The sequence below is a fragment of the Peribacillus frigoritolerans genome (assembly GCF_004358755.1).
Lineage (GTDB): Bacteria > Bacillota > Bacilli > Bacillales > Bacillaceae > Bacillus_P.
The window spans coordinates 282,768-306,083 of the sequence record NZ_SMZY01000003.1 but is presented as its reverse complement, the minus strand read 5'-3'; the positions used below and the strand labels follow the sequence as shown (position 1 = coordinate 306,083).

General features: G+C 40.9%; 27 protein-coding genes, 3 riboswitches and 1 other annotated feature. Of the genes, 18 read left to right on the top strand and 9 right to left on the bottom strand.

The annotated features are described in order from the left end of the window. The first annotated feature begins 5 nt into the window (after positions 1-5). The 8 genes from hutI (at position 6) to E2R53_RS15015 (ending at position 6,207) form a co-directional block, all read left to right on the top strand. Positions 6-1,289, top strand: coding sequence for an imidazolonepropionase (gene hutI / locus E2R53_RS15050; protein WP_133312560.1), 1,284 nt, complete (start codon positions 6-8; stop codon positions 1,287-1,289). Continuing rightward, positions 1,261-2,211, top strand: a complete 951-nt coding sequence (gene hutG, locus E2R53_RS15045; protein ID WP_133312559.1) for a formimidoylglutamase — start codon at positions 1,261-1,263, stop codon at positions 2,209-2,211. Before hutI ends, hutG begins: the two co-directional genes overlap by 29 nt. A 59-nt stretch (positions 2,212-2,270) precedes the next feature. After that, positions 2,271-2,897, top strand: a complete 627-nt coding sequence (locus E2R53_RS15040) for a nitrite reductase (RefSeq protein ID WP_206197394.1) — start codon at positions 2,271-2,273, stop codon at positions 2,895-2,897. Positions 2,898-3,069: 172 nt separating this feature from the next. Further along, complete coding sequence (locus tag E2R53_RS15035; RefSeq protein ID WP_133312558.1) at positions 3,070-3,441, top strand: VOC family protein; 372 nt, start codon at positions 3,070-3,072, stop codon at positions 3,439-3,441. A 124-nt stretch (positions 3,442-3,565) separates the two neighbouring features. Then, positions 3,566-4,339 (top strand): putative hydro-lyase, encoded by a 774-nt coding sequence (locus tag E2R53_RS15030; RefSeq protein WP_206197400.1) that lies wholly within the window; start codon positions 3,566-3,568, stop codon positions 4,337-4,339. A gap of 109 nt (positions 4,340-4,448) precedes the next feature. Beyond that, positions 4,449-4,832 (top strand): VOC family protein, encoded by a 384-nt coding sequence (locus E2R53_RS15025; RefSeq protein WP_133312556.1) that lies wholly within the window; start codon positions 4,449-4,451, stop codon positions 4,830-4,832. 408 nt (positions 4,833-5,240) lie between these two features. Continuing rightward, positions 5,241-5,714 carry a DinB family protein gene (locus E2R53_RS15020; RefSeq protein WP_133312555.1) on the top strand — a complete coding sequence of 158 codons (474 nt, stop codon included), beginning with the start codon at positions 5,241-5,243 and terminating at the stop codon, positions 5,712-5,714. Positions 5,715-5,835: 121 nt separating this feature from the next. Then, on the top strand, positions 5,836-6,207 hold the full coding sequence (locus E2R53_RS15015) for an iron chaperone (protein ID WP_133312554.1): 372 nt from the start codon (positions 5,836-5,838) through the stop codon (positions 6,205-6,207). A 377-nt stretch (positions 6,208-6,584) separates the two neighbouring features. Here the strand turns inward: E2R53_RS15015 and metG are convergent, their stop codons facing one another. The 3 genes from metG to E2R53_RS14995 all read right to left on the bottom strand — a co-directional run bounded on the left by metG (position 6,585) and on the right by E2R53_RS14995 (position 10,144). After that, a complete protein-coding gene (gene metG / locus E2R53_RS15005; RefSeq protein ID WP_133312553.1) occupies positions 6,585-8,213 on the bottom strand; it encodes a methionine--tRNA ligase in 1,629 nt (542 codons plus the stop codon). A gap of 54 nt (positions 8,214-8,267) precedes the next feature. Further along, positions 8,268-8,541: a binding site (T-box leader), on the bottom strand. A 47-nt stretch (positions 8,542-8,588) separates the two neighbouring features. Beyond that, the gene (locus E2R53_RS15000) at positions 8,589-9,323 is read right to left on the bottom strand and encodes an AAA family ATPase (protein WP_133312552.1); all 735 of its coding nucleotides are present in this window, start codon (positions 9,321-9,323) and stop codon (positions 8,589-8,591) included. 50 nt (positions 9,324-9,373) lie between these two features. Further along, positions 9,374-10,144 carry an alpha/beta hydrolase gene (locus tag E2R53_RS14995; protein ID WP_133312551.1) on the bottom strand — a complete coding sequence of 257 codons (771 nt, stop codon included), beginning with the start codon at positions 10,142-10,144 and terminating at the stop codon, positions 9,374-9,376. A gap of 69 nt (positions 10,145-10,213) precedes the next feature. Beyond that, a riboswitch (SAM riboswitch) is annotated at positions 10,214-10,320 on the bottom strand. A 145-nt stretch (positions 10,321-10,465) separates the two neighbouring features. Between E2R53_RS14995 and E2R53_RS14990 the strand changes: the two genes are divergently transcribed. The 4 genes from E2R53_RS14990 to E2R53_RS14975 all read left to right on the top strand — a co-directional run bounded on the left by E2R53_RS14990 (position 10,466) and on the right by E2R53_RS14975 (position 13,858). After that, on the top strand, positions 10,466-10,885 hold the full coding sequence (locus tag E2R53_RS14990) for a DUF4395 domain-containing protein (RefSeq protein WP_133312550.1): 420 nt from the start codon (positions 10,466-10,468) through the stop codon (positions 10,883-10,885). 72 nt (positions 10,886-10,957) lie between these two features. Next, a riboswitch (SAM riboswitch) is annotated at positions 10,958-11,065 on the top strand. 82 nt (positions 11,066-11,147) lie between these two features. Beyond that, positions 11,148-11,253, top strand: a riboswitch (SAM riboswitch). Positions 11,254-11,342: 89 nt separating this feature from the next. Then, positions 11,343-12,374, top strand: coding sequence for a methionine ABC transporter ATP-binding protein (locus E2R53_RS14985; RefSeq protein ID WP_133312549.1), 1,032 nt, complete (start codon positions 11,343-11,345; stop codon positions 12,372-12,374). Next, positions 12,364-13,014: a methionine ABC transporter permease gene (locus E2R53_RS14980; protein WP_133312548.1), complete on the top strand. Its 651-nt coding sequence runs from the start codon at positions 12,364-12,366 to the stop codon at positions 13,012-13,014. Before E2R53_RS14985 ends, E2R53_RS14980 begins: the two co-directional genes overlap by 11 nt. A gap of 13 nt (positions 13,015-13,027) precedes the next feature. After that, positions 13,028-13,858: a MetQ/NlpA family ABC transporter substrate-binding protein gene (locus E2R53_RS14975; RefSeq protein WP_133312547.1), complete on the top strand. Its 831-nt coding sequence runs from the start codon at positions 13,028-13,030 to the stop codon at positions 13,856-13,858. A gap of 51 nt (positions 13,859-13,909) precedes the next feature. Here E2R53_RS14975 and E2R53_RS14970 read toward each other — a convergent pair whose 3' ends face one another. After that, the gene (locus tag E2R53_RS14970) at positions 13,910-14,764 is read right to left on the bottom strand and encodes an SDR family oxidoreductase (RefSeq protein WP_165970996.1); all 855 of its coding nucleotides are present in this window, start codon (positions 14,762-14,764) and stop codon (positions 13,910-13,912) included. A 155-nt stretch (positions 14,765-14,919) separates the two neighbouring features. Between E2R53_RS14970 and E2R53_RS14965 the strand changes: the two genes are divergently transcribed. The 5 genes from E2R53_RS14965 to E2R53_RS14945 all read left to right on the top strand — a co-directional run bounded on the left by E2R53_RS14965 (position 14,920) and on the right by E2R53_RS14945 (position 18,304). Beyond that, complete coding sequence (locus tag E2R53_RS14965; RefSeq protein ID WP_133312546.1) at positions 14,920-15,816, top strand: aldo/keto reductase; 897 nt, start codon at positions 14,920-14,922, stop codon at positions 15,814-15,816. A 112-nt stretch (positions 15,817-15,928) separates the two neighbouring features. Further along, complete coding sequence (locus E2R53_RS14960; protein ID WP_133312545.1) at positions 15,929-16,435, top strand: RNA polymerase sigma factor; 507 nt, start codon at positions 15,929-15,931, stop codon at positions 16,433-16,435. Next, a complete protein-coding gene (locus E2R53_RS14955; protein ID WP_133312544.1) occupies positions 16,425-16,988 on the top strand; it encodes a hypothetical protein in 564 nt (187 codons plus the stop codon). Before E2R53_RS14960 ends, E2R53_RS14955 begins: the two co-directional genes overlap by 11 nt. A gap of 17 nt (positions 16,989-17,005) precedes the next feature. Continuing rightward, positions 17,006-17,500, top strand: coding sequence for a MarR family winged helix-turn-helix transcriptional regulator (locus E2R53_RS14950; protein WP_286166214.1), 495 nt, complete (start codon positions 17,006-17,008; stop codon positions 17,498-17,500). 285 nt (positions 17,501-17,785) lie between these two features. After that, entirely contained in the window at positions 17,786-18,304 is a 519-nt protein-coding gene (locus tag E2R53_RS14945) for an NAD(P)H-dependent oxidoreductase (RefSeq protein ID WP_133312543.1), read from the top strand. A gap of 46 nt (positions 18,305-18,350) precedes the next feature. On the opposite strand, the gene E2R53_RS14940 is transcribed toward E2R53_RS14945, so the two are convergent. Genes E2R53_RS14940 through E2R53_RS14925 form a run of 4 tightly spaced genes read right to left on the bottom strand, consistent with a single transcriptional unit; the run spans position 18,351 to position 20,502 of the window. Beyond that, positions 18,351-19,259: an EamA family transporter gene (locus E2R53_RS14940; protein WP_133312542.1), complete on the bottom strand. Its 909-nt coding sequence runs from the start codon at positions 19,257-19,259 to the stop codon at positions 18,351-18,353. A 12-nt stretch (positions 19,260-19,271) separates the two neighbouring features. Beyond that, entirely contained in the window at positions 19,272-19,586 is a 315-nt protein-coding gene (locus tag E2R53_RS14935; protein WP_133312541.1) for a DMT family transporter, read from the bottom strand. After that, complete coding sequence (locus tag E2R53_RS14930) at positions 19,586-19,924, bottom strand: DMT family transporter (RefSeq protein ID WP_133312540.1); 339 nt, start codon at positions 19,922-19,924, stop codon at positions 19,586-19,588. The genes E2R53_RS14935 and E2R53_RS14930 overlap by 1 nt, the downstream gene beginning before the upstream one ends. Beyond that, entirely contained in the window at positions 19,921-20,502 is a 582-nt protein-coding gene (locus E2R53_RS14925) for a TetR/AcrR family transcriptional regulator (protein WP_133312539.1), read from the bottom strand. The genes E2R53_RS14930 and E2R53_RS14925 overlap by 4 nt, the downstream gene beginning before the upstream one ends. A gap of 181 nt (positions 20,503-20,683) precedes the next feature. Between E2R53_RS14925 and E2R53_RS14920 the strand changes: the two genes are divergently transcribed. Continuing rightward, on the top strand, positions 20,684-21,862 hold the full coding sequence (locus E2R53_RS14920) for a D-alanyl-D-alanine carboxypeptidase family protein (protein ID WP_286166213.1): 1,179 nt from the start codon (positions 20,684-20,686) through the stop codon (positions 21,860-21,862). Positions 21,863-21,901: 39 nt separating this feature from the next. Here the strand turns inward: E2R53_RS14920 and E2R53_RS14915 are convergent, their stop codons facing one another. Further along, a complete protein-coding gene (locus tag E2R53_RS14915; protein ID WP_133312538.1) occupies positions 21,902-23,296 on the bottom strand; it encodes an amino acid permease in 1,395 nt (464 codons plus the stop codon). Positions 23,297-23,316: the final 20 nt, after the last annotated feature.

Below are 23,316 nucleotides of genomic sequence, written 5' to 3'. Positions count from 1 at the left end.
CTCTTATGAAATATGATCTAATACTAGAAAATATCGGCCAGCTCTTGACGATGGATTATGAAAAGGAAGGTCCTCTATGCGGCAAGGACATGAATGAGCTGATCGTTCTTGAAAACAAGGCACTTGCAATTGCCGATGGAAGAATCGCTCTTATTGGTTCAAATGAAGAAGCATCTGAATGGAAAGCTGAGAAAAGGATCGATTGTGAAGGAAGGCTTGTTACACCTGGCCTCATTGATCCTCATACTCATTTAGTGTTTGCTGGATCCCGTGAGCATGAAATGGGACTGAAGCAGCAGGGCGTTCCTTATTTGGAAATCCTGAAACAGGGCGGCGGCATTCTTTCAACTGTTAAAGCAACGCGGGCTGCAGATGAATCGGATCTTTTCGAAAAAGCATCCGGACATCTTGACCGGATGCTTTCATATGGAATGACCACGGTTGAAGCGAAAAGCGGATACGGTTTGAACGCGGAAACAGAACTGAAGCAGCTTAGGACTGCAAAAAAATTAAACGCTGAGCACGCAGCCGAAGTTGTTTCAACCTTTTTGGGTGCTCATGCCATACCTGCAGAGCATAAGCATCAGCCGGACGTTTTTTTAGAAGAAATGGTTCAGCTGCTGGATGTGATTGAAAAAGAAGAATTAGCTCAATTTGTTGATATCTTTTGTGAAACAGGCGTATTCACGATTGAACAGTCCAGAGTGTTTTTATCAAAAGCAAAGCAAAAAGGGTTTAAAGTGAAAATCCATGCAGATGAAATTGATCCATTAGGCGGTGCGGAACTGGCTTCTGAGCTAGGTGCCGTCAGTGCAGAACACTTAGTCGGAACTTCAGACGAAGGCATTAAGCAAATGGCTGAAAAAGGGGTGATTGCCTGCCTGCTGCCTGGCACTTCTTTTTATCTAAGCAAACCGGATCATGCCAAAGCAAGAAAGATGCTGGACGAAGGAGTCGCGGTGACACTTGCGACTGATTTCAATCCCGGGAGCTGTCCGACTGAGAACCTGCAGCTGATTATGGCTTTCGCAGCCGTTATGTATAAAATGACAACAAAAGAAATTTGGAATGCTGTCACGGTGAATGCAGCCTATGCTATCGGATTAGGCGGCATTCGTGGGATTATCGCCCCAATGAAGCAGGCGGACCTTGTCATCTGGGATGCGGGAAACTATGAATATATCCCTTACCATTTCGGCGTGAATCACGCGAGGACCGTGATTAAGAAAGGTGACATTGTATTTGAAAAGGGGGATCACCGTGAGCCATCTTCCCTTTCTTTCTCATGATGCAAGATTTATAGACCGGGGGATTTCACGGGCGGGAACGTTACTTAAAAAATGGGATCATGATATTTGTGAAGGCATTGGGTTAGTTGGAGTTCCATTATCTAAGCCATCAATCAGCCATTCAGGGGCATCGTTTGCTCCTGAAACAATCAGAAAAATGATGAACGCTTTTACCACCTATTCGATCCATGACAATACAGATTTAAAAGAAGAGAGAATCATAGACTTTGGCGATATATCAATGCATGTAACAGACCTATCTGAATCACACCGGAGAATCGAAACGACGGTGGAGGGAGTTTTGAGTGAACACCCGCTGATGGTTCCTCTTTTTCTTGGCGGCGATCATTCTGTCACAGCACCGATTTTCACTGCTTTTCAAAAAGAAAAAGGAAAGGCTGGAATTATTCAGTTCGACGCGCACCATGACCTGCGCAACCTTGAAGATGGAGGACCGTCAAATGGAACACCATTTAGACAGCTGATCGAAAAAGGTGTGCTGGAAGGTAAACACCTCCATCAAATTGGCATTCGCGACTTTTCTAATGGCAAAGAATATACCGATTTCGGCAAAGAACAAGGCGTCCATATTTTCACGATGCAGGACGTTTATGAAAACGGAATTCTGCAGATTCTTGGGGGAAGTGTGCAAGAGTTATTGAAAGAGGTAGATACCATCTATGTTTCTCTGGATATGGATGTCATGGATCAGGCGTATGCACCGGGATGTCCGGCGATTGGTCCGGGAGGCATGGATTCCCGCATGCTGATTGAAGCAATCCGTTTTTTAGGAGAAGTACCGTCAGTGAAAGCCTTGGACATTGTTGAAATTGATCCGACGCTTGATTTCCGCGATATGACAAGCCGTTTAGCCGCCTACTCAGTCTTAACTTTTTTAACAGGCTACAAGAACCGAGTCTGACAGCATTCACACTTTTCTGAAAAAAAGCTATACTTGAAAGAAAATAGGAGAGTGGGCCTTTGAATATGGAGGATAAAATGGTAAAGCTTGCTGTAAATGGAGGCATCAATTTTGGCTCAAGGCTTACTGCCAAACAGCTGATCACGCTTGCTGATTATATGGATGAAGATCAGGGGCTTGAACTGACAACCTTCCAGCAGCTCTATTTAGATATTCCTGAGAGCAGACTTGAAGAAGCAAAAACAGCTTTTGAAACAGCCGGACTGCATTGGTACCCTGTCGGCAATTATGTAAAGAGTTTACGCACCTGCAACTTCTGCAAAGGTGCTGAAGAAGAAGGAATGCCGGTTGCTGCCAAACTAAATGAGAGAATCAAAGGAAAGCCTGTTCCTTTTCCATTAAAGGTTGCTTACACTGGCTGTCCAAATGCCTGCGGAGAGCCGCTCGTCAATGATATTGGCATCATTAAAATGAAAGACACCTATGACCTGTTCATTGGAGGCCGTGCAAAAGGAAAAAATGCACAAATTGGTCATTTGTTTTTAGAAAGTCTTCAGCCTGAAGACCTCTATCAAGCTGTTGAAAAAATCATTGCCGTATACGCAGAAAACGGAAAAAAACGCGAGTATTTTGCGAAATTTTTGAACAGGTACGGAGTTGAGAGACTGAAGGAAGAGATTGTGTAATCATTAAAACTAGCAAATTTTGCACTTCAATCATAAAAATTGGAGTGCTTCTTTAGTTTTAACTTATAAGGATTGGGCAAACTGAAATGTGTTCTCATAAGTAATAAGGTATACTTAATTAATACTGTGAACTTTCAAAATTATTAATTTTTAAAATGGAGGAAATAGGAATATGAAACTCGGCGCATTCTCTGTAAGTTTAAATGTAAAAGACATAAACAAATCAAAAATATTTTACGAAAATCTTGGATTTCAAACCTTGGGAGGGGAAATTACCCAAAATTGGCTCATTATGAAGAATGAAAGCTGCATAATTGGTTTATTCCAAGGGATGTTCGAAAAGAACATTTTGACTTTTAATCCAGGCTGGAATGAAAATGCCGAAAATCTCCAATCGTTTACGGACATTCGCGATATCCAAAAGCAGCTTAAAGCAAAAGGAATTAAAATACTGTCTGAAGCAGATGAAACAAGCGAAGGGCCTGCAAGTTTTACAATTGAAGATCCTGATGGCAATCCCATCCTTGTAGATCAGCACAGATAAATTAGAGGACGAAATGTTTATAAGTAGATGGCAACGGAAATCCACAGGTGAATGTATAATCAATAAATGCGAAAACAGCCTTAAGTTTCTAGGAGAGTGATTACAGTTGAAAAACTATGAATATATGAACCCAAGTGAAATAAGGCAGCTTATTCGCAAACAAACCATTACTGGACCAACTGCCGGTATGTCAAAAGGTTATACACAAGCAAATCTCGTTATTTTAAAGAAAGATTATGCCTTTGACTTCCTGTTGTTCTGTCAGCGAAATCCAAAGCCTTGTCCATTATTAGATGTAACGGAACCTGGTTCTTTCATTCCGGGCAAAATGGCAAAAGATGCTGATATTCGCACGGATATCCCTAAGTATCGGATTTATGAAAATGGTATTTATACGAAAGAAGTAAAAGAGATTACAGAGTATTGGGAAGATGATATGGTAGGTTTTTTACTGGGCTGCAGTTTTACATTTGAAACCCCGCTATTGGATAGCGGGATTCCTATTCGTCATATTGAAGAAACCTGTAACGTTCCTATGTATAAAACCAATATTCCATGTGAAAAAGCGGGGATATTTGAAGGCCCGACTGTTGTCAGTATGCGGCCCATGAAGCCCGAAGATGCCATCCGCGCGATTCAAATCACAAGCCGTTTTCCTGCTGTACATGGATCACCCATTCATATTGGCGACCCGGGTCAAATTGGCATCACCGATATCTCAAAGCCTGATTTCGGTGATTCAGTAACAATCAAAGAAGGCGAAATTCCAGTATTCTGGGCTTGCGGCGTTACCCCTCAAGCTGCAGCCATACAAAGTAAACCTTCACTAATGATTACTCATGCCCCGGGTCATATGTTCATTAGTGATGTAAAAGATGAGGAATTCAGTGTTTTGTAAATATATCTAGTTAGATCAACAGTATAAAAAGTATATGGGTTTTTATGCTTGGAGCCAGATTGTCAGCAGAGTACCATACGCCGCAAAAATCGAAGGAGGAAAAAATAGTATGAAAATCATTGTTACCAGTATCTTCGTTCAAGATCAAGACAAGGCATTGGAGTTTTATACAGAAACACTAGGCTTTGAAAAAAAACATGACGTTCCCATGGGGAAATTCAGATGGATAACGCTAGTTTCTCCCAATGATCCAGACGGTACCGAGCTTTTACTCGAACCGAATGAACATCCTGCCGCAAAGGAGTATCAAAAGAAGATATCTGCCGATGGCATCCCGGCAACAATGTTCGGCGTTGCGGATATTCGCAAAGAGTACGAACGATTAATGGAAAAAGGCGTGAAGTTTACAATGGAACCGACAAAAATGGGCGAAGTCACAATAGCTGTCTTCGACGATACATGCGGCAACCTTATTCAGATAGTGCAGAAGTGATCAATTAACCTAGTTTCTAAACGACTTTATAGGTAAGTTTTAAGTTCGTGATCAAAAATTAAAACAACTTTATATTAACCCTGTCCTAAGTTTAGGACGGGGTTATACATGTCCTTCAATTTGGTTTATGGGGAGGAAAGTGGAAACAAACACCCGCTTAATTCCTCCATTTTGGATTTTGCGCAGGGAAGTGGAATCAAACATCCGGTATGGTTCCTCCATTTTCGTTTTTGCGTAGGAAAGTGGAATCATTAGTTCACTTAGACTCTAACGGGTGCATTCCATTATTAACGATCTTCTGTAAACGGCGCATTTTCTTTAAGAAGGAGAAGAGCTCTTTTTTATTGAAGTATATGGGGAAGAAAGTTGAATAAGAATGACCTTAACGTTTAGAGGGAGAGTGTGAAAATGGATGTATTCTTAACCCAGTATGACTGGATTCAACGTACAAGAGATTCACTATTTCATTATTGCGAAACTTTGTCGCCATCGGATTATGTTAAAAACCTTGAAACATTTGGCGGAGATTCTATTTGCAGTCTCCATGCACATGTAGCCGATTGTTATCGCGTATGGCTGGGTGATCGTGCACTAGGTAAATCGCTTCCAAAAATAAAATCAGAATCTATTAACAACGTACAGGAAATGCGAGAGATTTTTAAGCAAACGGATGTCCTGGTACATGAATTTCTGAATGAATTCGAAGGCAAATGGGATCAAACCGTTCAAGTCTCCTTTGCGAATGGTGATAGCGTGAAGATAACCTCATTATGGCTTTTTACACATACTATTACCCACGAGTTTCATCACAAAGGACAAATAGTAAAGATAGGTAGGCAACTCGGGTATATCCCGCCTGATACAGATCTCATTGAAGTTTGATTGACGACTGGCATCCAAAGATTTTAAAGTTAAACAGAGTGGGGTTATAATAATTTTATATCAAGGATAAGGCTGAGAATTCGAATATTTGAAGGCAATAGCCATATCGAAGGAGGAAGACATGGAAGTTTTTGCAGAATATTTAGCAGGTATCGATAACCCCGACCAACGCGATCGAACAGAGGAAATTTTGGCGTGGGTTGCTAATAAATTTCCGAATTTGGAACCGCAAATCAAGTGGAATACGCCAATGTTTACCGATCATGGCACATTTATCATCGGCTTATCCACAGCGAAGCATCATTTGAGCGTTTCACCCGAAGAAGCAGGCATTGAGCAATTTGCCGATGATATTGTACAAGCTGGCTACAGCGCTACCAAAGGCTTGTTTCGAATTCCGTGGAATGAGCCGGTAAATTACGAATTGCTTGAGAAAATGATTGAATTTAATATTCAGGATAAAGCAGAATATCCGAATTTTTGGCGGAAATAATACATCACGCCATATCAAAAAAAACGCATGACACGAAAAAATGTCATGCGTTTTTGCAATTCAATTGAGGCTCCAAAAGATGTTGCAAATACTGTTATCTTTTTATTATCTGACAAGGCCAAGCAATATATTGGTGCATCAGATATTAATTATGGTTGATATATGAGGTAGTTCGAGATGGCGCATAAAGTTATTCCACCTCTTCAAGATCACCATTAAAGTCCTTCATATCAACAAAAAAGGGGTATAAACTGTTTTGTAATTCAGTACCCGTATTGTACTGCATTTAGCTGTTTTCTCACTCAATATGGAAACCATAAATTTTTAGGATTCTGTTTTTGTTTTAATTAGTGTTTCTAAATAATCTTCATCCTAATTCAAGATCCCAGCTTAGAAAGTTCAGTTTCAATTCTCTCCAAGTCTATTCGCTCAAATAATGCTTCAGTCTTTTTCAGTTTAAAAGATGAACCGGGCTTTATATATATCCATTTATCAGCAATTAGACCAAGCATCTCCTGAATTCGCTTGCTCGAAAAAGGTAAAAATGGCTGTAGGAGAACGGATAAGTTTGCAATGACCGCAGTACATGTAAAAAGAACATTTTCGCAATCGGACGGATTTTCTTTAATGGAGATCCAGGGCTTCTGCTCATCAAAGTATTTGTTCATACGGCGAATAAATGAGAATAGGACCTCAAGAGCTGCTTTAAATTGACCATTTTCAATGAGATTGCCAGTTGTTTGATAGAGTTGTATCAATTCACGTTCAATTTCAGAGTTAACTGCGGATGAACTTACTTTTGATGAAAAGGATTTCTCAATAAATTTAAACGTGCGGTTAACGAAATTTCCATATGCACCGAGCAGCTCACTATTATGGGAGAGAATAAATTCCCGCCATGAAAAATCGGTATCCCGTTTCTCAGGTGCATTGATAGTTAAGAAATACCTGATGGAATCCGGATGATAATCTTTAAGGATATCTGGAATCCAGACAGCCCAGTTCCCGCTCGTAGATAATTTTTTCTTTTCAATCGTCAAGTATTCACTTGAGATGATGTGATCCGGGAGTTTCAATCCGCCAAGTCCCAATAATATTCCGGGCCAAATGATGGAATGAAATGGGATATTGTCTTTTCCATGAACATAATAAGATCTAGTATTTCCATTCCAAAATTTCAGCCAGTCCTGCTGATTTTCAGCAGACCACTGCTTACTTGCAGACAGATAACCAGATACTGCTTCAATCCAGACATATATTTTTTTCTCTTCATATCCCTTAATTGGAACAGGGACGCCAATCGGAAGATCTCTGGTGGCAGATCTGTCCTGAAGTCCTTCTTCTAAATACCGCTGTGTCAGTTGAATGGCATTATCCCGCCAAACCTGATGATCTTTGGCTTTTTTTACATACACTTCAAGTTGTTCTTGCAGGGCGGACAGTTCAAAGTAATAATGTCTGGTCAGTTTGCCAAGAGGCTCATGACTGCAGAGCTTACACTTTTTATTGATCAGCTCCAGCGGGTCAAGAATACTTGCACAGGCATCACATTGATCTCCCCGTGCATGAGATGAACAATGGGGGCAGATTCCTTCGACATACCGATCAGGCAAAAATTGTTGACAATGTTCGCAGTATGCCTGCAGTGTTTCTTTTTCGTAGAGGAATTCGTTTTCCATCAGGGAAAGAAATATTTCCTGTACTGCTTGATGGTGATGCGGATGATCTGTGCGCGTATAGCAATCATAGCTAAACCCGAGCTTTTGAAAAGAATCCATAAATTCCTCATGATATCGGTCTGCTATATTCTGAGCCGGAACATTTTCCTGTCTTGCCCTGATTGAAATAGGCGTTCCATTGCAGTCACTTCCGGAGACATACAAAACGTCCTCCCCTTTTAAACGATAATATCTGGCTAGAATATCGCCCGGCAATAGACTGGCGATGTGCCCGATATGCAGAGAGCCGTTTGCGTAAGGCCAGGCTCCACCGATGAAAATAGACATGTCATTTTTCCTCCTTTTGAACATAAAAAAACCTCATCCATAGACTTAAGTAAGTCTAAGGACGAGGTTTGAATTCGCGGTACCACCCTAGTTTACAGACCATTCACATGATCTGCCTTTATCCGTACGGAGCACAAAAACGTGTCGATACGTATGCTGTTGTAACGTCAGCCACCACGTCACAGCCTACAGATGATGACCATTGTCATCATGTTCGGTGTGAAGCTCTAAGGTCATTTTCAGTGGCGGATTTCTTGCTTCTTTTCAGCTCCCGAAGCTCTCTGTACAGACGTCCGAATCACTTACTTTTCCTTGTCATTGCTTTTGTTATTTCATTCATTTTACCCAAAAAGAGGAAAAATGTAAATACTCAGATTATTCTTCCTTAAAAAGCTCCTCCAAAAACCGGTCCCTATTCTCCAAAAAATACTTTGTAATCTGATAATGATCTGTGTCCTTATAATCGATTTCGGCAATGCGGTCCGAATCAAAGCTTACTATATTCGCACCGGGAAATCCAAGCAAGATAGGAGAATGTGTGGCAATAATGAATTGTGTGTCGCCGTCTTTTGTTAAATCATGAATGATGCGCAGCAGGGTCAGCTGTCTTGACGGGGATAGAGCGGCCTCCGGCTCATCGAGTAAATAGACGGCTTTTTTGCCGAAGCGATTGAGAAAAAGAGATAAAAAGGATTCGCCATGTGATTGATGATGGAGCGATTTTCCGCCATATGATCCAAATACATCGCCTGATAAAGGATCTTCATTCAGTTCTTCCAGATAGGATGCAAACTGATAAAAGGACTCGGCTCTCAGGAAAAAGCCATTTTTGATTTTTGGCATCCAGGCAAGCCGGATATACTTCCCTAAATCAGATTGAGAGCTCCTCGTTTCATAAAGATGATGGCTGCCGCCGGCTGTATTAAACCCGCATTGATAGGCAATAGCCTCCATCAATGTCGATTTGCCGGACCCATTTTCACCGACAAAAAAAGTAACGGGGCTTTTAATCTTCAGTTCATCCATGTTTGCAATGGCCGGAATGGAAAAAGGATATGTTTCAAACGAAGGAATCTCTTCTTTTTTTAATTTGATTGATTTTAAGAACATGTTTATCACCTGCTTTTATATTAGCAGGAATGTCCGTTTAAAGTCATAATTTAAACGGACATTTTATAAATTGGATGACAGCATAAACGAATGTAATCCGCTGTTTTACCGGCAATGATCTCTTTATCGTAATCCATGGAAGCAACATGATAGGAGTTATCTAGGCTGATGATTTGTTTCATAGGTGATGAGACTTTTTCATAAAGGGTATCGGAGCTGTCCGGAGGGACGACGTGATCTTCTTCGGATTTAAAGATGAGCGCCGGACATGAGACATTTGAAAGCTTTGGTTTTACGGATTTTATCAGGTTAAGGAGATTGTGGACGGCTGTAATCGGAACAGCTGAGTATGTGATTTCTTCCACTCCTTCTGCCTTTATATCCGGTTTTCCTTCGGGAATGTATCTTGGTTCTGACTGATTTTCAAAAGACTCATATCCAGGCACGCGTAAAGCTGCGTTGATTGTAATCACACCGCTGATTTCTTTAAATTTTGCAGCCAAATGCACAGCGAGGATTCCGCCCATTGATTGACCTGCAATAAATACTTTGCGGCAGATTTTTTTCAGCTTTAAATAAGCCTGTTCAACGTCTTTGATCCAATCTGTATAACAGCAGGATTCAAGCTCGAGAATATCAGTCCCGTGACCTTTCAGCCGCGGGGCAAGGACGGTAAAACCTTCGTCTGCAAGCAGCTTTCCGAGCTCTCCCACACTTTGCGGTGTTCCGACAAATCCATGGCAAAGCAGAATGCCGATCTCATTTCCTTTATAAAAAAAGCTCTCAGCACCGGGCAATACAGAGTCAAATAGTTTAGTCATTTTTCCTTCCTCCAATTCAACAATAATATAAGAAAAGCCCGCTCTTCGTGGCAATAAAGAGCGGGCTTTTCTTTATCAACCAAAGCGGATAGCTTTGCTGGCGGGAGCACCTTTCCGTTTGCCGGTGGTTGCTGTGAAGTCGCGGAGCCAGATCTCTCGTTCACTCTTGATAATTTATTTAATTCTGATTGGTTTAGTTGGTTTTAATGATCGTATCATGAGCCGCTTTTAATTGTCAATAGATTCCTTAAGCAATTGTCTTCACAAAAGAGGAAAACAAGAGTAAAATACTTATATTCCAATCAGACAGGTGGGATTTAAGTGAACACCATTCCTAAACCTCTTGTATTAACAAATCAATGGTTTATTGTTTTATCTGTTGCAGCCGCTTGGATTACAGGATTCGGCTGGTTTCTTCTTATCCCTCTAATAGCAGGATTAATGGGACTTCTTTTTAAATTTAATCCCATTATGAAGACGGCAAAGCTCTTTTTGAGAAAAAAGCCTTCAGAATATATACCAGAGGATTTTGACCAGCAGCAGTTTAATCAGCTTATTGCAGTGATCTGTCTCAGCCTTGGTTTTCTAGGGTTTATGATGAACTGGATGACTCTGGCATATATCTTTACCGTTATGGTCGCGCTTGCTGCATTCGTTGCCATTTTGGGCTTTTGTGTTGGCTGCTTTATTCGTTTTCAGTGGCAGCAATATCGATACCGCAGGCTTTCTAAACAGTCATAATTTTTCTTAAAAAAAATATTGACTTTCTGAAAATACCAGCGTAAAGTAGGACTCACATCGAAAATATGAAACTTCTTATCACGAGAGGTGGAGGGATTTGGCCCTTTGAAACCTCGGCAGCAGACTCCCATGAGAACTGTGCCAACTCCAACAAGCGTGATTTTGCTTGAGAGATAAGAAGAGTGAACGGTCTTTTACCTATGATCTTACCCTCTTCTTGGCTTTCAGGAAGAGGTTTTTTGTATTTTAAAAAATAAATAGATTCTTATCCAGAGAAGCGGAGGGACTGGCCTGATGATGCTTCGGCAGCGGACTTTTTTAAAAGTACTGTGCCAATTCCAGCAGGCGAGAAGCCTGGGAGATAAGAAGAGACCCAGTGCTTCTTTATGAAGTCATGCCCTCTTCTTGTCGGATAGAAGAGGGTTTTTTTATTTTCAAAATTACGGGAGGCATACATATGATTCAATTTGAAGGCGTCACAAAGGTTTATAACAGCGGAGGAAATGAAGTGAGAGCACTTGACGGCATTGATCTTCATGTTAAACAAGGGGAGATTTGCGGAGTGATCGGATTCAGCGGAGCCGGCAAAAGCACACTGATCCGCACAGTGAATTTGCTGGAGCGCCCAAGCTCAGGGAAAATCATTGTCGATAATCTTGATTTAACGGCTCTTTCCCAAAAGGAAGTAAGGCAGGTTAAGCGAAAAATCGGCATGGTCTTTCAGCATTTCAATCTGCTGAATTCCAAAACGGTCTTTGCCAATGTTGCGATGCCGCTCCTTCTTGCAAAAGCATCTCAAAAAGAGATCAAAGAAAGAGTAACAGAATTATTGTCATTTGTAGGATTAGAGGACAAAGCAAATCAATATCCTGACCAATTATCAGGCGGTCAAAAGCAGCGTGTCGGAATAGCCAGAGCACTTGCAACACAGCCTTCGATTCTATTGTGTGATGAAGCCACGTCCGCACTTGATCCTCAAACAACAGGCTCCATTCTGAAGCTTTTGAAAAAAATTAATCAGGAATACAACATAACGATTTTAATGATCACCCATGAGATGTCCGTCATCAGGGAGGTTTGCGACAGGGTGGCCGTGATTGAGGGCGGGAAAATTATCGAATCAGGTTCAGTCTTCGATGTTTTCTCAAATCCGCAAACAAAAACAGCTTCGAACTTTGTCAGCTCGGTTCTGAACGATTCCATCCCAGAATCTGTGCTGAAATTAGTGCAGGAGGAGAATACTCCGGGACAGATTTTCAAAATTAACTTTGTCGGCAAATCTTCAGGACAGCCGCTGCTGTCTCAGATTGCAAAACGGTTTGATCTAGATATCAATGTTTTATTTGGAAACATAACAGAGCTTCAGGGCATCCCGTTCGGTCATTTGATTGTTGAACTTCAGGGGACGGAAAGTGAAATTAAACGGGCTTTATTAGTAATGAATCAGGAAAATGTCACAGTGAAAGAGGTGGAAGCACATGCTAGTTGATTCACAGCAAATTATTGATGCACTGATAGAAACACTTGCAATGACCGGTTTTTCATTGCTTTTCTCAACCTTGATCGGACTGCCGCTTGGTGTGCTGCTTGTCATCACAAGAAAAGGGCACCTCTGGGAGAATGCTGTTATTTTTAATATCTTGAATGGCGTCGTCAATATCTTCCGTTCTGTCCCATTTATCATTTTAATGGTCGCGATTGTTCCTCTTACCAGATTAATTGTAGGAACCTCAATTGGAACAGCAGCAGCTGTAGTACCGCTTGTCTTTTATGCAGGTCCATATATTGCGAGATTGATTGAGAACTCCTTATTAGAAGTGGATCCAGGGGTCATCGAGGCAGCGGAAGCCATGGGAGCAACACCAGCGCAAATCATCTTTAAATTCATCGTTCCGGAAGCATTAAGCTCGCTAGTTTTAAGCCTTACAATCGCTACAGTCGGTCTTGTCGGAGCATCAGCGATGGCAGGTGCTGTCGGCGGAGGAGGACTCGGGGATCTCGCCATTACATACGGCTATCAGCGCTTTGATACATTGGTCATGATTATTACGGTTACAATCCTTGTTGTGCTCGTTCAGGGACTTCAATCATCAGGTAACTTATTATCTAAAAAAATCAGAAGACGATAGGGAGAGAAACAGGATGAAAAAATTTATTATCTTAGCACTTATTCTAGTATTGGGAGCCCTTGCTGCGGGCTGCGGAAGCAAAACAGCAAACGGAAAAGAAGAAGTAAATGTCAAAATTGGCGTCAGCGGATCAGATAACCGCATTTGGGATTTTGTTGCAAAGAAAGCTGAAAAAGAGGGCATCAATATTGAGATCGTCACATTCTCAGATTACGTACAGCCAAATCTGGCACTATCAGAAGGCGAGCTTGATGCAAATGCATTCCAGACTATCTCTTATTTTAACGCATTCAAAAAAGAACACGATCTTGACCTTTCACCGATTGGTACAACTGTGATCGCGCCGCTTGGGCTTTACTCTGAAAAATATAAATCAGTTATAGACATTCCAGAAGGCGGAAAAATTGCCGTGCCAAATGAAGCAACAAATATGGGCAGAGCGTTCCTTCTGCTGCAGGATGCAGGCTTAATTGAATTGCCGGAGGACTTTGATGGAAATGGTTCTTTGGACAAAATTGTCTCAAATCCAAAAAACCTAGAAATTGTCCCAGTTGTTGCAGGCCAGACACCGCGTGTGCTTCCTGACGTAGCGGGATCCATCATTAATAACGGTATTGCTGTGGATGCAGGCTTTAACCCGGTGAAGGACTCCATTTTCCATGAAGATGACACGGCTACTCCATATATCAACATTATTGCAGCACGTACAGAAGATAAAGATCGCAAAGAATTGAAGAGAATTGTTGAACTATATCAGGAAGAGGATACTGCAAAATTTATTGAAAAAGAATATGACGGAAGCACGATTCCTACATTTGTGCCTTTAAGCAAAATCGGAGAATGAATTTAAGACTTATAAGCATTAAAAAAATAGAACCCATCAAAACGATGGGTTCTATTTCTTATTGGGCAGAAGTTTTCCAATAATAATCGCTTCCCAAACCCTCCACGGCAGAACGCTTTTTATGAAAAGAGACAGACGAACCCCTTTCCCAACGGTGTATCTCAATTTAACACCCGTCTTTTTTTTACAAAGTTTTATTAGGAGTTCAACAACTTCGGCTGGATTTCCAAGCTTTTGTCTTCCCCGTTCAAGTTCATTTTCTATTCCAGTCATATAGTGATAATAGGGAGAACTTGCTTCCATTGAAACACGAGAAACTTTCTTGCCTGTTGTCCAAATATTTGTAGAAAAAGATCCGGGCTCAACCAAAATGACATCAATTCCGAACGGCTTTACTTCTAGGCGAAGACTTTCGCTGAAGCCTTCAAGTGCATGCTTTGACGAAACATACGGAGACAATCCAGGAAAACCGATCAATCCGCTGATGCTGCTCATATTAATAATCTTGCCGCTTCGCTGTGACCGCATAAAAGGCAGGACAGCCTGTGTAACGGCAATCACGCCAAAAAAATTTGTCTCAAATTGCTCTCGGTACTCATCCACAGTTATTTCTTCGCCGAAGCCTCCAAATGCATAGCCAGCGTTATTAATAAGAATGTCTATTTTGCCTCTTTCATTCAAAAAATGGGTAAGTGCCTGAATGGAATCAGCGGACGTGACATCAAGCTTAAGCAGAGTTACACGGTCGCTCAAGCCATCATCCTCAATCGATTTCATCAGCAAATCTTTCTTTCCCATGTTCCTCATTGTTGCAATCACATCATATCCGGCCTTTGCAAGTCTATGTGCAGCAATCATGCCAAACCCGCTTGAAGCCCCGGTGATAAGCACGGTCTTTTTGTACATCTATTTCTCCTCCGTATCTTATATTCTTTCCTTTATTATAGATGCTTTCATCGAAAAGCGGGCGTAAGAGATTTCTAGACTCAAGGTGAATCTTTCGTATAATTATCAGAATTATTATAAAATTAAACTGCAGACATGCAGAAAGGAATGATGATATGGAACGGCGCGCTTTCGGTAAAACAGATATGAAGGTAAGTGTTCTCGGTTTTGGAGCAGCAGAAATAGGCTTTTCAGAAGCAACGCCTGAAACAGTCGACCGTCTGCTTGGCACAGCTCTTGATGCAGGTTTGAATGTGATAGATACGGCAGAATGCTACAACATCAGCGAAGAATTAATCGGCAGCACCATGTCTCATAGAAGAGACGATTATTATTTGTTTACAAAATGCGGCCACACATCCGGTTTAGACGGTGAGGACTGGGATCCGGCAATGCTTGAACAATCGATTGACCGAAGCTTGAAAAGGCTGAAAACGGACTATGTGGATACCATTCATCTCCATAGCTGTTCTGAGGAAGTCCTGCGCAAAGGGGACGTTATTGACGTATTAAGACGGGCAAAGGAAAAAGGGAAAACCCGGTACATTGGCTACAGCGGAGATCATACAGATGCCCTTTACGCCATAAAAACCGGGGCGTTTGATACATTTGAAACGTCTGTAAGTATAGCGGATCAGGAAGCAATTGATCTCACCATTCCAGAGGCTATAAAACGGGATATGGGCATCATTGCAAAACGGCCGATTGCCAATGTCGCCTGGAACTATCAAGAGCAGCCTGAGAACGGCTACTATCAGGAATATTGGGAAAGGTTTCATAAGCTTGAATATAGCTTTTTAAAAGGGAATCTGACCGAAGCTGTTGAAAAAGCTCTTCGGTTCACGCTCACTGTTCCCGGAGTGCATACAGCGATCGTCGGAACAGCGAAGCCTGACAGATGGACCCAGAATGCCAAACTCGCAGGCAAGGGAAATCTTACTGAAAAAGAGTACAAAGAAATAAGGTCTATCTTCCAAAAAGCAGCCCAGTCTGATTGGGTTGGACAAGTTTAATAAATTCCGTTAAAAAAATTCAGTCGGAAATGACTGAATTTTTTATATTTAAGTGAGAGAATGAAGATAAATAGACGTCTAATTTAGTAAAGAGTTCAAACGGGGTGGATAAATGAACCAACACCACAGGGAAATCGAGCGGATGTTTAAGCTGTTCGGAGATGATCTTTATCACTTTCTTGTTTACTACAAAGGATCTCTTGATGTAGAGGATGATGTCCAGGAAGTGTTCTTCAGGGCATTAAAAAGCAATTTCCGCGGGGATTCTCATCCGAAAACATGGCTGATTGGCATTGCCAGAAGACTTGTCATCGATCAGCGCCGCAAGAAACGGTTTCTTTCTTGGCTGCCAAAACCCGAGCATCCTAAAAGTCCTGATGACATTCTGATAGAACATGAAAACATAAGGGAAGCATACAAAGCAATCGATGCACTGAAAACAGAATACCGAGATGTAGTCATGCTGAGAGTGATCTCTGAGCTTTCTGTGGAAGAAACGTCAGAAGTTCTCGGCTGGACAAGGGAAAAAGTCAGCCGCACGTATTACAGGGCATTAAAGAAACTAAATCAGAATGGACAGGATGCTATTAAGAAAGGAGGGGCCGAACTTGAATCCTGAAAATCTTCAGTTTCCGAAAAAAACGTTATCTCCCGAGCAGCGCGAGAGAATAAGCATGGCCCTTTCCAGGAAACGGCCAGGAGTATCCCTTTCGTTGATGCACAGGGTATTTCAGTTGTCAGTCACACTGGTTCTTTTAATCGGAGTTGGCATCTTTTCTCTTTTTTTTATAAGTGGTGAAAAAGGAGAGGATGCACGAAATGGGGGATCGGACTACAGCTTAGAGCTTCCTGATGGTATCGTATCAGAGAGAAGCGGAAATACACTGATTTTTAAACAAGGTGAAAGGACTGTAGGAGGAGCTGCTCCAACTACACCTGAAGAAAAGCAAAGCCTTGAAAGCGGACCTGGAATCTTTGAAAAAAAAGAAATAAATGACTTAAAGTATCCTGCTGAAAGAATACTTGAGCATGTTAAAACTATGAATGCAACTCAAACCTATCACTATTTCGTTCAGACAGATGAAAAAACATGGGTAAGAGTTTACTTTCATACACCTTACCTTACAGAAGAACAAGCTGCTGAAGCTATGCGAACTTTTTCAATTGATTAAGCTGAAGTCACAAACGGTTGACTTCAGCTTTTTTTCATGTTAATTTGTATATGCAAATGAAAAAAGGACTGATGACAGTGAATGAAGAAGAACAAGTATTAATTCATTGCTTATATTTTACTGCAAACCGTTTTGCCCGCAATATGACGAAGCTTGCTGAACAAGTTTTTAACGTTGGAGATCTTGCTCCTTCTTATTTGTATTTGATCATGACTGTGAAGTTCCATCCGGAAATTACACAAAAAGAACTGTGCAAAAAGCTGTCGATTGCTCCGTCAACCAGTACGAGATTTATTGATAAGCTAGAGAAGCAGCAGCTTGTGAACCGAAAAGTGAGCGGCAAGCAATCATTTATCTCGCTGACAGAAGAAGGAGAAAAAGTGTACACTCAGTTCCGTGCTTCTTTAAAGGATCTCTTTGAAGACTATTCTGATGTGCTTGGACGCGATTTCAGCTTAAATTTAAGCAAAATGCTTCATGAAGCAAGCAATAAATTAGAGAAAGAAAAATAAAAATTTTTTGCGTTTTCATTTGTATATACAAATGAGTGATGGAGAATCCGCAGTTTAGCATACATTCTTCATCAAGAATTACAGCCAAAATGTGTTTATGCAGGTACATTTACAATCAAAGGGTTTGTTGAGGAAAGAACCTATTTTCAGCTGGAAATATTGCAGATGCATTTTATGAGATGTATGAAAGACGGGATGAAGAAGAAGTTATGTATGATGAGAGAAAATAAAAATTTTTGACTATATATTTGTATATACAATTAATATAAAAAAGGAGATTTTCAGATGAAAACATTAGTTATAGCAGCTCACCCAAATCTTGAAAATTCAGCGGTAAACAAAACGTGGATGGAAAGACTCCGCAGCGAAAGTAATGTAACGGTTCATGATCTTTATCATGAATACCCCGACTTTAAAATAAATGTTGAACATGAACAGAAGCTGTTATTGGAGCACGACAGAATCGTTTTTCAATTTCCGTTTTATTGGTACAGCAGCCCGTCTTTACTAAAAGAATGGCAGGATACCGTGCTTTCATATGGATGGGCGTATGGCTCTGAAGGAACGAAGCTTCACGGTAAAGAGTTTGTTTTAGCCATGTCAACTGGAGGGCCAGAAGCGGCATATCAAGCAGGAGGCTACAACGAGTACAGCATGAGTGAACTGACAAAGCCATTTCAGGCAATGGCAAACCTGACAGGAATGCGTTTTCTCCCTGCTTTTATCACGCATGGTGTTCGTTTTCTGACTCAGGAACAATTAAATGAAACTGCTGAAAAGCTGGTTTCTCATCTTAAAGCATAATTAAGAAAAGAGGATGAACGTTTAACGTTCACCCTCATTTTTTCTGTCATGAAGTAATGCTTTCCTTCTCAGGCTGCTTGTGTCTTAGAAAATGATAAAGCTGAGGTGTGACAATTCCAACAAGAATCATGCCGATGCCGGCTGTTTGTAAAAGTGTAACCTGCTCTTTTAAGATAAGTACAGAGCAGAGAATGGCCGTCGGCAGTTCAGCCGCGCCTAAAATCGTTGCAATGCCTGAGCCAATCTTGGGTGTTCCAATGGAAAACAATACAACGGGTATGAATACGCCAAAAAAGCCCAGCAGCAATGCGTACACCCATAAACCTGACTGCATGGAGCCATTAGTCAGAAAATCAGGTGAAAAGACGATTAATAAAAAGAGTGCGGCACCCAACGACATAAACAAACTCCGATTTAAAGACGGCAGTTCGGCAGCCACTCTTCCGCTTGCAAAAATGAACAGTGAGAAGGAAACAGCCGATAATAGACCCCAGATGATTCCGGGATCACTGAAGCTAAAAGCATTTTGGCCAAAGATGTTTCCAGCCAAAAATGTGCCTATCAAAAGAATCCCTGCAGCAAGCACCTTATCAGGACCCGGCAGCTTTTTCACAGCGATTGACTCAATGACAATCCCAATCCAAGTAAATTGAAACAAAAGGATAATGGCAATAGATGCGGGAACCGTCTCAAGAGATTTCCCGTAAAAAATACCAGTCAAACTGGTAGTGGTTCCTGTAATCATTAAGACAAGCGCCTGCTTAAAAGAAACTTTTTTTCTTGAAAAAAGGGTCACACAGATAAAAAACATAAAAAAACCGAACAAATATTGGCTTCCAATCACTTCGTTCACTGTAAATCCGTGCATGTAGGCTATTTTAATTATGGTAGAAATAACGCCGTAGCTGCATGCGCCTACCAGAACAAGGAACGAATATTTTACAAAATGGCTCACAATGAAAACTCCTTATGAAACAAGCTTCAATCCAACTGTAGCTGAGATGATCATGCTGATAAAAAGGATTCTTTTCCAGCTGCTTGAATCTCCGTAAAATAAAATGCCTATAAGTGCGCTTCCTGCAGATCCGATTCCTGTCCAGACAGAATATGCCGTTCCAAGCGAAATGGTTTGCAGAGATTGATTTAATAGAAGAAAGCTGAATGTAAAGCCTGCAATCATGATCAGCAAGGGAACGATTCCTTTAGAATCTTTCATTTTGTTGATCCCGATGACTCCGACAACTTCAAATAGGCCTGCTGCTATCAATAAAATCCAGTCCATCAGTTTGCAGCCTCCTCTTTTTTATCATCAGACAGTGTTTTTAATCCAATGACACCGCCAACTAAGACGATGATTAACAGAATTTTGATAAGCTGAAATGGTTCGTTAAAAAAGAGAATTTCTGAAATAACGGTTCCAGCAGCGCCAAGTCCTGTAAAGACTGCGTACACTGTGCTCACCGGCAATCTTTTAGTAGCGCCGATCAGCAAATAAAAACTGACACATATCGTAATAATGGTAATAAGCCATTCATACCAGATGTCTGAGTATTTTAATCCCGCCACCCAGATCACTTCGATGAATCCGGCTAAAAAAACGTTTATCCAGTCGCGATTCATGATGTACTTCCTTTCTGAGAGATAATCCCGTTCCAGTAAACGCTAAAACACCCATCCAATCTCTTTTTAAATCGTTCTGCGCCGCCGTAAAGAATTTCAACCAGTACTGCATCAACCAGTCCCATATAGGCTATCACTGCATCTGATTGATTTATTGATATAGCTTTTTGATCCTTGAAGGTGGTTGTAAGCAGCTCTTCAAAAGTATCCAAATAGGTATACACTTTCTTCATCACTTCATCATAGAGATGAACTGGCGGCAGAAAACTGATCCTGAGCATGAACTTAGTTTTATCGTCTTTTTCATAGCGGGTGATATATTCTGACAGATAATGATAAAGCGCTTCTTTTAAGGAATCGGAATTAGAGAAGACAAAGTAGTTTTTTATATACTCAATTTCGTTTTCCAGCACCTCAGTCATGACAGTAAGAAAAAGTTCATCCTTGCTCTTGAAATGAGTATAGATGGATTGTTTTTTGATGCCGACTTCATTTGCAATTGCTGCTAAAGATGCACCGTCATATCCATGTGCTGCAAAATTGCGTATAGCAGCTTCTTTAATTTGATCTGATGTCATTTTTTCACCTTCCTGACGTTCGTCAGTCAATTATAATTCCAAAGATTATGAAAGTCAAATGCAAGAATATACGGCCATTTCTATATCTTGACATTGTCACGCTTTATTCCTTCCTGTTATGCTTGTATATGGATTGAATATAGAATGATAATCTAACAACTATACAGGAGATTTTTTTAAAATGATTAAAGCCACTTTGATGCTAACAGGATGCATGTTTTTATCAGCCTTATTTTCATTTAAAGCGTTTGCTGAAGAACTCCCTTTAAAAGAACCAGACATACAAAGTGAATCGGCAGTATTGATTGATGCTGCATCAGGTCAGATTCTCTATTCAAAAGACAGTGATGCCGTCATGTACCCTGCAAGTGTAACGAAGATGGCTACAGCTATCTATGCGATTGAAAATGGGAATATGGAAGATATTGTGACGGTCAGCAAAAATGCCAGAAGTGTTGATGGAACAAGGGTTTACCTTGAAGAAGGCGAGCAGGTTCCCATGAAAAAGCTCATCCAGGGCTTGATGATCAATTCAGGAAATGATGCAGGTGTGGCGATTGCTGAACATATCAGCGGTGATACTGAGACCTTTTCTGCGGATATGACAGCATTTCTAAAGTCAAAAGCAGGGCTCCGGAACACCAATTTTACCAACCCGCACGGCCTGTTTGACCCTGAACATGTAACGACTGCTGAAGATCTTGCAAAACTGACTCAGTACGCTTCACAAAATGATATATTTAGAGAGATTTTTTCAACAGAAGAATTGAAGTGGGACGGAGAAACATGGGATACAACGCTTCATAACCATCACAAGCTTCTTAAAGTAACCCCGTATGAGGGTATGATTGGCGGAAAGAACGGCTATGTGAGCCAATCAGGCTTTACTTTATCCACTCTTGCTGAAAGAGAGAATATCAGTCTGATTGCTATTGTACTAAATGCTAAAACAGACCGTATGTCTTATAAAGATACCGTGAAATTAATGGATTTTGGCTTTAATTATTTTACATCTGAATTTATTTCTGAAGGTACAGTCTTTAAAGATCAGAGCGGGCAAAAGTTTACACTGAATGAACCTCTTTATTATGCTAAAAAATATAATGAAAGCATCTCAACAGATGTCGATTTAAATGGACTGCTTGCTGTTGAAGGAGAGGATGGCAGAGAGATTGCCGCTCATAAATTAAAACCTGAAACAGCAGATGCCGGGAACGTGATGAAACAAGCGGTTCCAGAAGTACAGCCATCGCTTGGTCAAAGCATGCTGCATGATCACCTGAAATTTATTGTCATTGTTTCATTTGCAGTTGCTTTTCTTCTTGTCGGCTATTTCTTCAGGCAAGTAAGAAGATCATAAAAAAATCCTTTCTCCAGTAATTGGAGGAAGGATTTTTTTTTACTTCTCTAAACGGCCCAGCTTGCTGTTCTTTCTGGCATAAACAAAATAGATGACTGTGCCAATACCGATCCAGATGAAAAACGAGATCCAAGTAATAGCGGGTAAGCTTACCATGAGATAAATACAGAACAGTGCGCTGATTGCTGGAAAAACCGGAACAAAAGGCACTTTAAAGGCTCGCTCGAGGTTTGGATGTGTTTTTCTTAAAACTATGACTGCGATTGATATTAACGTGAATGCTGCAAGTGTTCCCATATTTACAAGATGTGCTAGAGTCGTTAAATCAACAAATCCTGCAATCGCTGCTGCAACGAAACCAGTAATCCATGTATTTTGAAAAGGTGTTTTAAAAGATGGATGCACTTTTGATAAGCGTTTTGGAAGCAGTCCATCTCTGCTCATCGCAAATGATATTCTGACCTGTGCATACATCATAACAAGAAGTACAGTTGTAATTCCGGCAATTGCTCCAACTGAAATCAATCCTGCAAGAGAATTTTGTCCAACAAATTGAAGAGCAAAAGAAACAGGATCTGCAACGTTTAATTCTGTATATGGAACCATTCCAGTCAAAATAAGCGAAACAATAATGTATAGAACCGTACAAACGGTCAATGAAGCGATAATTCCAATTGGAACATCCCGCTGCGGTCTTTTTACTTCCTCAGCAGCAGTTGCTACTGCATCAAAGCCGATATAAGCAAAAAAGACTGTAGCAGCACCGGTTACAATGCCATCAAATCCAAATGGTACAAAGGGTGACCAATTATCCGGTTTCACATACCAGACGCCTGCAACAATAAATAACACGATAACAGCAAGTTTAACAAATACCATAATGTTATTTACCCGTGTGCTTTCCTTAATGCCTTTTGAAAGGAGAGCGGTTATGAGCAGAATAATAATCACTGCAGGCAAATCAATAAATCCGCCTTTCCCTGCTCCTGGTGCTGAAGTAATGACTGCCGGCAGTTCTACTCCAAATCCTGCGATGAGGGATTGAAAGTATGCGGACCATCCCGTGGCAACGGCGGAGGTTGCAAGCAGATACTCAAGCATTAAATCCCAGCCTATAAGAAATGCGAACAGCTCTCCGAGAGTTGCATATGTGTATGTATACACGCTTCCCGAGATGGGAACTGAAGACGCGAATTCAGCATAGCAAAAGGCTGCAAGGGCACAGGCAATACCAGATAAAATAAAGGATAAAATAAGAGCCGGACCTGCTGTTTCCGCCGCAACGACACCGGTTAGTACAAAAATACCAGTTCCTACAATTGCACCAATTCCAAGCAGGGTTAAATCGAATGCACCCATAGTACGGGCAAGTGATTTTTGCTGACTTTGTGCAAGTAAATCTGTTATAGATTTTTTTCTAAACAATGAACTCATATGATCCTCCATTATTTTAG

Bases quoted from the DNA above. Each gene is read 5' to 3' on its own strand.
- hutI (WP_133312560.1), top strand. From the start codon at position 6: ATGAAATATGATCTAATACTAGAAAATATCGGCCAGCTCTTGACGATG.
- E2R53_RS15035 (WP_133312558.1), top strand. From the start codon at position 3,070: ATGAAACTCGGCGCATTCTCTGTAAGTTTAAATGTAAAAGACATAAAC.
- E2R53_RS15030 (WP_206197400.1), top strand. From the start codon at position 3,566: ATGAACCCAAGTGAAATAAGGCAGCTTATTCGCAAACAAACCATTACT.
- E2R53_RS15025 (WP_133312556.1), top strand. From the start codon at position 4,449: ATGAAAATCATTGTTACCAGTATCTTCGTTCAAGATCAAGACAAGGCA.
- E2R53_RS15020 (WP_133312555.1), top strand. From the start codon at position 5,241: ATGGATGTATTCTTAACCCAGTATGACTGGATTCAACGTACAAGAGAT.
- E2R53_RS15015 (WP_133312554.1), top strand. From the start codon at position 5,836: ATGGAAGTTTTTGCAGAATATTTAGCAGGTATCGATAACCCCGACCAA.
- metG (WP_133312553.1), bottom strand. From the start codon at position 8,213: ATGTCTATTTTCATCGGTGGAGCCTGGCCTTACGCAAACGGCTCTCTG.
- E2R53_RS15000 (WP_133312552.1), bottom strand. From the start codon at position 9,323: ATGTTCTTAAAATCAATCAAATTAAAAAAAGAAGAGATTCCTTCGTTT.
- E2R53_RS14995 (WP_133312551.1), bottom strand. From the start codon at position 10,144: ATGACTAAACTATTTGACTCTGTATTGCCCGGTGCTGAGAGCTTTTTT.
- E2R53_RS14985 (WP_133312549.1), top strand. From the start codon at position 11,343: ATGATTCAATTTGAAGGCGTCACAAAGGTTTATAACAGCGGAGGAAAT.
- E2R53_RS14980 (WP_133312548.1), top strand. From the start codon at position 12,364: ATGCTAGTTGATTCACAGCAAATTATTGATGCACTGATAGAAACACTT.
- E2R53_RS14975 (WP_133312547.1), top strand. From the start codon at position 13,028: ATGAAAAAATTTATTATCTTAGCACTTATTCTAGTATTGGGAGCCCTT.
- E2R53_RS14970 (WP_165970996.1), bottom strand. From the start codon at position 14,764: ATGTACAAAAAGACCGTGCTTATCACCGGGGCTTCAAGCGGGTTTGGC.
- E2R53_RS14965 (WP_133312546.1), top strand. From the start codon at position 14,920: ATGGAACGGCGCGCTTTCGGTAAAACAGATATGAAGGTAAGTGTTCTC.
- E2R53_RS14960 (WP_133312545.1), top strand. From the start codon at position 15,929: ATGAACCAACACCACAGGGAAATCGAGCGGATGTTTAAGCTGTTCGGA.
- E2R53_RS14945 (WP_133312543.1), top strand. From the start codon at position 17,786: ATGAAAACATTAGTTATAGCAGCTCACCCAAATCTTGAAAATTCAGCG.
- E2R53_RS14935 (WP_133312541.1), bottom strand. From the start codon at position 19,586: ATGGACTGGATTTTATTGATAGCAGCAGGCCTATTTGAAGTTGTCGGA.
- E2R53_RS14930 (WP_133312540.1), bottom strand. From the start codon at position 19,924: ATGAATCGCGACTGGATAAACGTTTTTTTAGCCGGATTCATCGAAGTG.
- E2R53_RS14925 (WP_133312539.1), bottom strand. From the start codon at position 20,502: ATGACATCAGATCAAATTAAAGAAGCTGCTATACGCAATTTTGCAGCA.
- E2R53_RS14920 (WP_286166213.1), top strand. From the start codon at position 20,684: ATGATTAAAGCCACTTTGATGCTAACAGGATGCATGTTTTTATCAGCC.
- E2R53_RS14915 (WP_133312538.1), bottom strand. From the start codon at position 23,296: ATGAGTTCATTGTTTAGAAAAAAATCTATAACAGATTTACTTGCACAA.